Origin of the sequence: Halopseudomonas sp. (assembly GCF_047631575.1) — a bacterium.
In the GTDB taxonomy this organism is placed as follows: domain Bacteria; phylum Pseudomonadota; class Gammaproteobacteria; order Pseudomonadales; family Pseudomonadaceae; genus Halopseudomonas.
Map to the genome: position 1 here is coordinate 344030 of NZ_JBLIAB010000004.1, position 7083 is coordinate 351112.

The 7083-nt window shown below is 57.8% G+C and carries 7 protein-coding genes; 3 read left to right on the forward strand and 4 right to left on the reverse strand.

All coding sequences use genetic code 11. The features are described from left to right. Positions 1-87 precede the first annotated feature (87 nt). On the forward strand, positions 88-1326 hold the full coding sequence (locus ACJAXR_RS10440; protein WP_415058221.1) for a S41 family peptidase: 1239 nt from the start codon (positions 88-90) through the stop codon (positions 1324-1326). 30 nt (positions 1327-1356) lie between these two features. On the opposite strand, the gene hisF is transcribed toward ACJAXR_RS10440, so the two are convergent. The 4 genes from hisF to hisB all read right to left on the reverse strand — a co-directional run bounded on the left by hisF (position 1357) and on the right by hisB (position 4246). Next, on the reverse strand, positions 1357-2130 hold the full coding sequence (hisF, locus tag ACJAXR_RS10445; protein ID WP_415058198.1) for an imidazole glycerol phosphate synthase subunit HisF: 774 nt from the start codon (positions 2128-2130) through the stop codon (positions 1357-1359). 87 nt (positions 2131-2217) lie between these two features. Beyond that, the gene (hisA, locus tag ACJAXR_RS10450; RefSeq protein WP_415058199.1) at positions 2218-2961 is read right to left on the reverse strand and encodes a 1-(5-phosphoribosyl)-5-[(5-phosphoribosylamino)methylideneamino]imidazole-4-carboxamide isomerase; all 744 of its coding nucleotides are present in this window, start codon (positions 2959-2961) and stop codon (positions 2218-2220) included. Between the two features lie 43 nt (positions 2962-3004). Then, positions 3005-3649: an imidazole glycerol phosphate synthase subunit HisH gene (gene hisH / locus ACJAXR_RS10455; RefSeq protein ID WP_415058200.1), complete on the reverse strand. Its 645-nt coding sequence runs from the start codon at positions 3647-3649 to the stop codon at positions 3005-3007. 3 nt (positions 3650-3652) lie between these two features. Beyond that, the gene (hisB, locus tag ACJAXR_RS10460; RefSeq protein ID WP_415058222.1) at positions 3653-4246 is read right to left on the reverse strand and encodes an imidazoleglycerol-phosphate dehydratase HisB; all 594 of its coding nucleotides are present in this window, start codon (positions 4244-4246) and stop codon (positions 3653-3655) included. A gap of 176 nt (positions 4247-4422) precedes the next feature. Here hisB and ACJAXR_RS10465 point away from each other — a divergent pair, with 176 nt between their 5' ends. After that, a complete protein-coding gene (locus tag ACJAXR_RS10465; protein ID WP_415058201.1) occupies positions 4423-5586 on the forward strand; it encodes an NAD(P)/FAD-dependent oxidoreductase in 1164 nt (387 codons plus the stop codon). Next, positions 5583-7083 (forward strand): AsmA family protein (locus ACJAXR_RS10470; RefSeq protein WP_415058202.1); only part of this gene is annotated, 1501 nt, incomplete at its 3' end. The genes ACJAXR_RS10465 and ACJAXR_RS10470, both read left to right, overlap by 4 nt.

The following is a 7083-nucleotide window of genomic DNA, read 5'->3' on the forward strand; positions in this document are numbered from 1 at the left end:
TTCCTTGTTTGTTTAGCCCCCCGTTGGGAGAGATCGATGACCGCTGTGCGTACCCTGTTTGCCGCTTGCATTAGTCTGGCTTTTATCATGACGCCTGCACAGGCCCAAGAAATGCCGGTACAGGAGCAAAGCGCTGCCGCGCCACTGCCGCTTAACGAATTACGGACCTTCGTCGAGGTAATGGAGCGCATACGCACCGCTTATGTCGAGCCGGTTGATGATGCCACGTTACTCGAGAATGCCATCCGCGGAATGCTCAACGGTCTCGACCCTCATTCGGCATATCTCGAACCGGAAGCGTTCCGTGGGTTGCAGGACACCACCAGCGGTCAATTTGGTGGTCTGGGTATTGAGGTGGGGCAAGAGGATGGCTTCATCAAGGTGATCTCGCCGATAGACGACACCCCTGCAGCCCGAGCTGGTATCGAAGCCGGCGATCTGATCGTCAAGATCGATGAAGAGCCGGTCAAGGGCATGAGCATCATGGACGCGGTGGAAAAAATGCGTGGCGAAGTGGGTACACGTATCCGGTTGACGCTGGTCCGGGATGATGGAAGACCCTTCGAGGTCGAGCTGGAGCGGGCAGTCGTCAAGGTCGCCAGTGTGCGCACCGAGCGTCTGGAGCCAGGCTACGCCTATATGCGCGTCACCCAGTTTCAGGTCAATACCGGAGAAGAGGTGCGCCGTGAGCTGGAAAAGTTGAATCCAGATGATGAACTCAAGGGCCTGGTGCTGGATTTACGCAACAACCCGGGAGGCGTATTGCAGGCCGCTGTCGAAGTAGCGGACAGTTTTCTGGACTCGGGACTGATTGTCTATACTCAGGGACGTTTGAGCAATTCCGAGCTGCGCTTCAGTGCGACCAGCAACAACCCGAGCAAAGGCGTGCCGTTGGTTGTTCTGATCAACGGAGGCTCGGCATCCGCCTCGGAGATTGTCGCTGGCGCGATCCAAGATCACGGTCGTGGGGTCATTATGGGCACTGATACATTCGGTAAGGGTTCGGTACAGACAGTACTGCCGCTGAACAATGATCGCGCTCTGAAGTTGACCACCGCGCTGTACTACACGCCCAATGGGCGGTCTATTCAGGCGCAGGGAATTGAGCCAGATATCAAGGTGGAGCGCGCCAAGCTGACGATCGAACGTCAGGAGATGGGCTTTCGTGAGGCGGATCTGGCGGGCCATTTATCCAACGAAACAGGCATCGAACGACCGACCGTTCCAGCCTCGGATAAACCGGAAAGGCCACAGGATGCCGATTATCAGCTGAACCAGGCGCTTAATCTGCTCAAGGGTTTGAATATTTCTCGCGCCAAAGGCTAGGGCGAAAACAAATCGACTCTGAGCCGCGGTTCAGAGTCGCATTTCAATTCCGCGATCCGCCATATAGTGCTTGGCTTGCTCTATGGAGTATTCGCCGAAGTGAAAGATGCTCGCCGCTAATACCGCATCCGCGCCACCAAGCAGTACACCGTCGGCTAGATGTTGCAAGCTGCCAACGCCGCCCGATGCGATTACCGGAATATGCAGCCGATCGCTGATCGCCCGGGTGACGCCCAGATCGAAACCGCTTTTCATGCCATCCTGATCCATGCTGGTGAGCAGAATCTCGCCGGCGCCCAGCTCCTGCATCTTGAATGCCCACTCCACCGCGTCGAGCCCGGTAGGTTTACGGCCACCGTGAGTAAAAATTTCCCAGCGCGGCGTTTCGCCTTCGCTTGATACCCGCTTGGCGTCAATGGCCACAACGATGCACTGGGCGCCGAAGCGGTCAGCGGCTTCGCCGACAAATTCGGGATTGAATACCGCAGCTGTATTGATTGAAACCTTGTCGGCTCCGGCATTGAGCAGGTTGCGGATGTCCTGAATAGTGCGCACACCACCGCCGACCGTCAGCGGGATAAACACCTGGCTGGCCATGCGCTCGACCGTATGCAGAGTGGTATCTCGCTCCTGATGGCTGGCGGTTATGTCGAGAAAGGTAATTTCATCCGCGCCCTGCTCGTTGTAGCGTTTCGCTACCTCGACGGGATCACCGGCATCCCGGATATTTTCGAACTGTACGCCTTTGACCACGCGGCCGTTGTCGACGTCGAGGCAGGGGATGATGCGTTTGGCCAGAGGCATATCTTTCTCCGAAGGCCGCCTCAAGCTTGAGCTCGAAGCGGCGGTATCAAGCGGTTAGGCGGTTAGCTGAAAGGGCGGCAGGGCGTGTTACTTGCCGCGCGCTGCGTTATCACACAACGCCTGCGCTTCGGCCACATCCAGGGTGCCTTCATAAATGGCTCTGCCGGTAATTGCGCCGACGATGCCTGGAGCGCCAGCGTCGAGCAGTGATTGGATATCGCCAAGGTGATGAATTCCGCCTGAAGCGATCACCGGAATTGACGTGGCGTTGGCCAGAGCAGCTGTGGCCTGGACGTTACAACCCTGCATCATGCCGTCTTTGGCAATATCCGTGTAAACGATGGCTGACACGCCGTCGGCTTCAAAGCGGCGTGCCAGGTCGACGGCCTGCACGTTGCTGATCTCAGCCCAGCCGTCGGTGGCGACAAATCCATCCTTGGCATCGAGCCCGACTATGACCTTGCCGGGAAAAGCGCGGCAGGCATCTGCGACGAACTCAGGCTGTTTGACGGCCTTGGTGCCAATGATCACGTAGCTGACACCTGCGCGCACATAATATTCGATGGTTTCCAGCGAGCGTATGCCGCCGCCAATCTGGATTGGCAGGTTCGGATAGGCGCGGGCAATGGCTGTAACTACATCGCCATTCACCGGCTTGCCCTCAAAAGCGCCATTAAGGTCAACCAGATGCAGCCGCCGGCAACCAGCAGCGACCCACTTGGCGGCCATGGCCACGGGGTCATCGGAAAATACGGTGGCATCGTCCATCAGGCCTTGGCGCAAGCGAACACATGCACCGTCTTTGAGGTCGATAGCGGGAATGATCAGCATCGTAGAACCTTATCAATATAAGTGGGCAGCAGGGGATAGGGTTTTACCAGCGACCATCCCAGGCGAGAAAATTTTCCAATAACTGCAGGCCGTTGGTGTGGCTCTTTTCCGGATGAAACTGGGTGGCGAAAAGGTTGTCTCGTATCAGCGCTGCAGCAAAATCGACGCCGTAATGACAGCGTCCAGCAATGTGTGTATTGCGTTCGGGCTGGGCGTGATAGCTATGCACAAAGTAGAAGCGCGCATCCTGTTCGACGCGGTGCCACATGGGATGATCAATCGTCTGTTTGACCTGGTTCCAGCCCATATGGGGCACCTTCAAGCGCTGCTCGCCATCGTACAGTTCGTTACCGAAGAAGTTAACGCGGCCCTGCATCAGTCCGAGACCTTCGACGCCGCCATTTTCTTCGCTGTGTTCGAGTAGCATTTGCATGCCAACACAGATGCCCAGTAGCGGCTTTTCGCGGACGACTTCGCGGACGACAGAATCCAGCCCCAATTGCCGTAACTCGCTCATGCAGTCACGGATTGCGCCAACACCCGGGAGTACCACGCGATCGGCAGCCAGAATGATCTGCGGATCACTGGTGACCTCGACGCGCGTGGCGCCCACATGCTCGAGTGCCTTGGCTACCGAGTGCAGATTGCCCATGCCATAGTCGATTACTGCTACATGCCCACCTGCCATAGGTTACAGACACCCTTTGGTAGAAGGCATGATGCCGCTCATGCGTGGGTCTTCCTCAACAGCCATACGCAGGGCCCGGCCAAAGGCCTTGAATATCGTCTCGATCTGGTGATGCGTATTCACACCGCGCAAATTGTCGATGTGCAAAGTCGTCAGCGAATGATTGACGAAGCCTTGGAAGAACTCGCCAAACAAATCGACGTCGAACCCCCCGACGCTCGCGCGGGTAAAGTCCACATGCATGTGCAGTCCTGGCCGTCCGGAAAAGTCGATCACAACCCGCGACAAGGCTTCATCCAGCGGTACATAGGCGTGGCCATAACGGCGCAGACCCTTCTTGTCGCCGACGGCCTTGGCAAAAGCCATACCCAGCGTAATACCGACATCTTCTACAGTGTGGTGGTCGTCGATGTGCAGATCGCCGCGCGATTTGATGGTCATGTCGATCATCCCGTGTCGGGCGATCTGGTCGAGCATGTGTTCCAGAAAAGGGACGCCGATGTCGAAGTCCGACTGACCGGTGCCGTCCAGGTTGATGTCAACACTGACCTGGGTTTCCAGAGTGTTGCGCTCGACGCGTGCCCTGCGCTCCGCCATGGCTTTTTCTCCACTGAGTGATCTATCAAGGGTAGGCATTATACGTGCACCGTGTGGCGCGGGCTACCGCCTACTGATTGCTTGTGTGTCTTGGTTTGATAGGAACAGGCAATTGCTTGTTGTCGTCACGCGCAACGACTCTTCACCCCGAGTCCCAGTCAGGGCAGAATAAGACAATGACAGACTTACAGACAGTGGTGGTCGGCGCGGGGATCGTTGGGCTTGCGGTGGCTCAACAGTTGGCTGCGGCAGGGCATGAGGTGCTGGTTCTAGAGCAGGAAGCCTGGGCAGGCCAGCACGCCTCCAGCCGCAACAGTGAAGTGATACATGCTGGACTCTATTATCCGCCGGAATCACTCAAGGCGCGATTATGCATCCAAGGGCGCGACCTGTTGTATCGCTGGTGTGCAGAACACGCTGTGCCGCACCAGCGTATCGGGAAACTGCTGGTCGCCGTCGAGGCGTCCGAACTGCCTGCATTAAAAGCGTTGCGCGATAACGCACTGGCCTGCGGTACTCGGCTGGACTGGCTGGATGCCTCGGCGGTCAGTCAAGTAGAACCGCAAGTCAAAGCGGTCGCCGGCCTGTTCTCACCGCTGACGGGTATCGTCGACAGTCATGCCTTGATGCAGTCGCTCGAAGCTGCACTGCAAGCCTGCGGCGGGGGAGTGAGCTTGCGTACTCGGGTCGAGCAGATCATGCCCGCAGCAAACGGCCTGCAGATCCAGGGCAGCAGCGCCGGAGAGCCGTTCAGTCTCCGTTGTCGGCACGTTATCAATGCAGGCGGTCTGTTCGCTCAAGACCTGGCGGCCTCCGTGATCGGTCTGCCAGCCAGCGCCATTGCCCCACTGCATCTGTGCCAAGGCCGTTATCTCTTGTACAGCGGGCGTTCGCCGTTCAGTCATCTGGTCTATCCGATGCCCCAGGCCAATACTGCCGGCTTGGGCGTGCATGCCACGCTGGATATGGCTGGCCAGCTACGTTTTGGCCCGGATGTGCGTTATGTGGATCACATAGACTACAGTCTGGATGAATCACTAGTAGCGGACTTTGCCGCGGCGGTGCAGCGTTACTGGCCTGGATGCGATCCGGACCGCCTGGTGCCTGGCTATGTTGGGGTGCGAGCCAAGCTCAGTGGGCCGGGCGAGCTGGCAGCAGACTTCATCATCCAGGATCATCGCGATCACGGGATAAAAGGGCTGATCAACCTCTTTGGGATCGAGTCGCCGGGCCTGACCGCAAGCTTTGCAATAGCGGCGGAAGTGGTAAGGCGCCTCGACACCCTCTACTCTATTCAAAAGGGCGTCACGCCCGGAACTGCTTACAAGGAACATTCATGAAAGCGCTTGCCAAGGTCCTGGGCCTTGTTATTTTCGGTTTGCTGCTGCTTGCCGTTGCTATCCTTTTCTTCCTGACGCGCATGTTTGATCCAAACGACTACAAGGATTCCATTCGCGACGCCGCGCGGGAAAAGGCCAATGTAGAGCTCACATTAGGTGGTGATATCGGCTGGTCACTGTTCCCCTGGCTGGGCATCGAGCTCAAGCAGGTTGGCATAGCACCGGTCGACCAGCCGGACCAGGCGCTGGCCGAGGTCGGTAGTCTGGGTCTGGGGGTCGAGTTCCTACCGTTGTTGCGTCGGGAATTACGCATGAGCGACGTCATACTCAACGATGTCAGTCTTAATTTGATCCGCAACGCCGATGGTCAGGGCAACTGGGAGACGGTCGGCCCGGGGCGTGAGGTAGCGCCCGCTGCTGCCGGAGAGTCACAGGAGACATCAGGCGCTCTAGGCCGAGACTTGGATATAGCGGTGCAGAGCGTCAATATCACCAATGCCCGGATTCTGTACGAGGATCTCGGCAGTGGCCAGCGCGTCCAGCTTAGCGATGTTAATTTGCAGACAGGTGCGCTGGCAGAGGGTCAGCCGTTCGATGTTGCCTTTATCGGCCTGCTATCAACCGAGCAGCCGGCTTTGCGGGTGCGAATCGATTTGCAGACGGTTGCCCAGTTCGATCTGGGGCTTGAGCGTTATCAGTTCGATGCTATCAATCTGAAGCTGGACGCCAGTGGTACGCCGTTTTCCGGTAGAGCTGTATCTCTTCAGCTGCAGGCCGACAGCGTGGTCGATCTTGGCGCGCATGTAGCCGAGCTCAATCAGGTCCGGCTATCGCTTGCCGACTTGCGTGCCACCGGGCAAATCAAGGCAATCGGACTGGATCAGACCATGAAGCTTGCCGGTCGTCTTGACGTCGCCCAGTTCAATGCGCGCGGCTTGATTGAGTCGCTTGGTCTGGAGTTGCCGGAAACCGCCAATCCTCGAGCGCTTGAAGAAGTGTCGTTGTCATCCACTCTCACGGGGTCGGCGACCAGCTTGCTGCTGGAAGACCTTGTCCTGCAGGTCGACAGCAACGAATTCACGGGTAGCGTGGGTGTGACCGATTTTGCGCACAAGGCCTTGCGCTTCCGATTAGCGGGTAGTCGGCTGAATCTGGACGATTACCTGCCTCCAGTGGAAAAGAACGCGGGATCCTCGCCAGCCGGTACCACGGGCGGCACACCCGGTGAATCAAAGCCGCCGCAATGGAGCGATGAGCCTGTGTTGCCCTTGGGTTTGCTCGCCGAGCTGGATCTGGACGGTAGCCTCGATCTTCAGGAGCTGGTGATCACCGGTCAGTCGATCGCGCCATTCAAGGCTACAGCGAAGGCACGTGAGGGTTTGGTTCAGCTCAGCCAGTTTGAAGGTGGCATGTTTGGTGGCAGCGTTAGCGCAACGGCTCGTATTGATGCACGCACCCGTCCGGTCACTCTGAGTGGTACCAAGCAACTGACTGGCA

Bases quoted from the DNA above. Each gene is read 5' to 3' on its own strand.
- hisF (WP_415058198.1), bottom strand. From the start codon at position 2,130: ATGCCTCTGGCCAAACGCATCATCCCCTGCCTCGACGTCGACAACGGC.
- hisB (WP_415058222.1), bottom strand. From the start codon at position 4,246: ATGGCGGAGCGCAGGGCACGCGTCGAGCGCAACACTCTGGAAACCCAG.
- hisH (WP_415058200.1), bottom strand. From the start codon at position 3,649: ATGGCAGGTGGGCATGTAGCAGTAATCGACTATGGCATGGGCAATCTG.
- hisA (WP_415058199.1), bottom strand. From the start codon at position 2,961: ATGCTGATCATTCCCGCTATCGACCTCAAAGACGGTGCATGTGTTCGC.
- ACJAXR_RS10440 (WP_415058221.1), top strand. From the start codon at position 88: ATGACGCCTGCACAGGCCCAAGAAATGCCGGTACAGGAGCAAAGCGCT.
- ACJAXR_RS10465 (WP_415058201.1), top strand. From the start codon at position 4,423: ATGACAGACTTACAGACAGTGGTGGTCGGCGCGGGGATCGTTGGGCTT.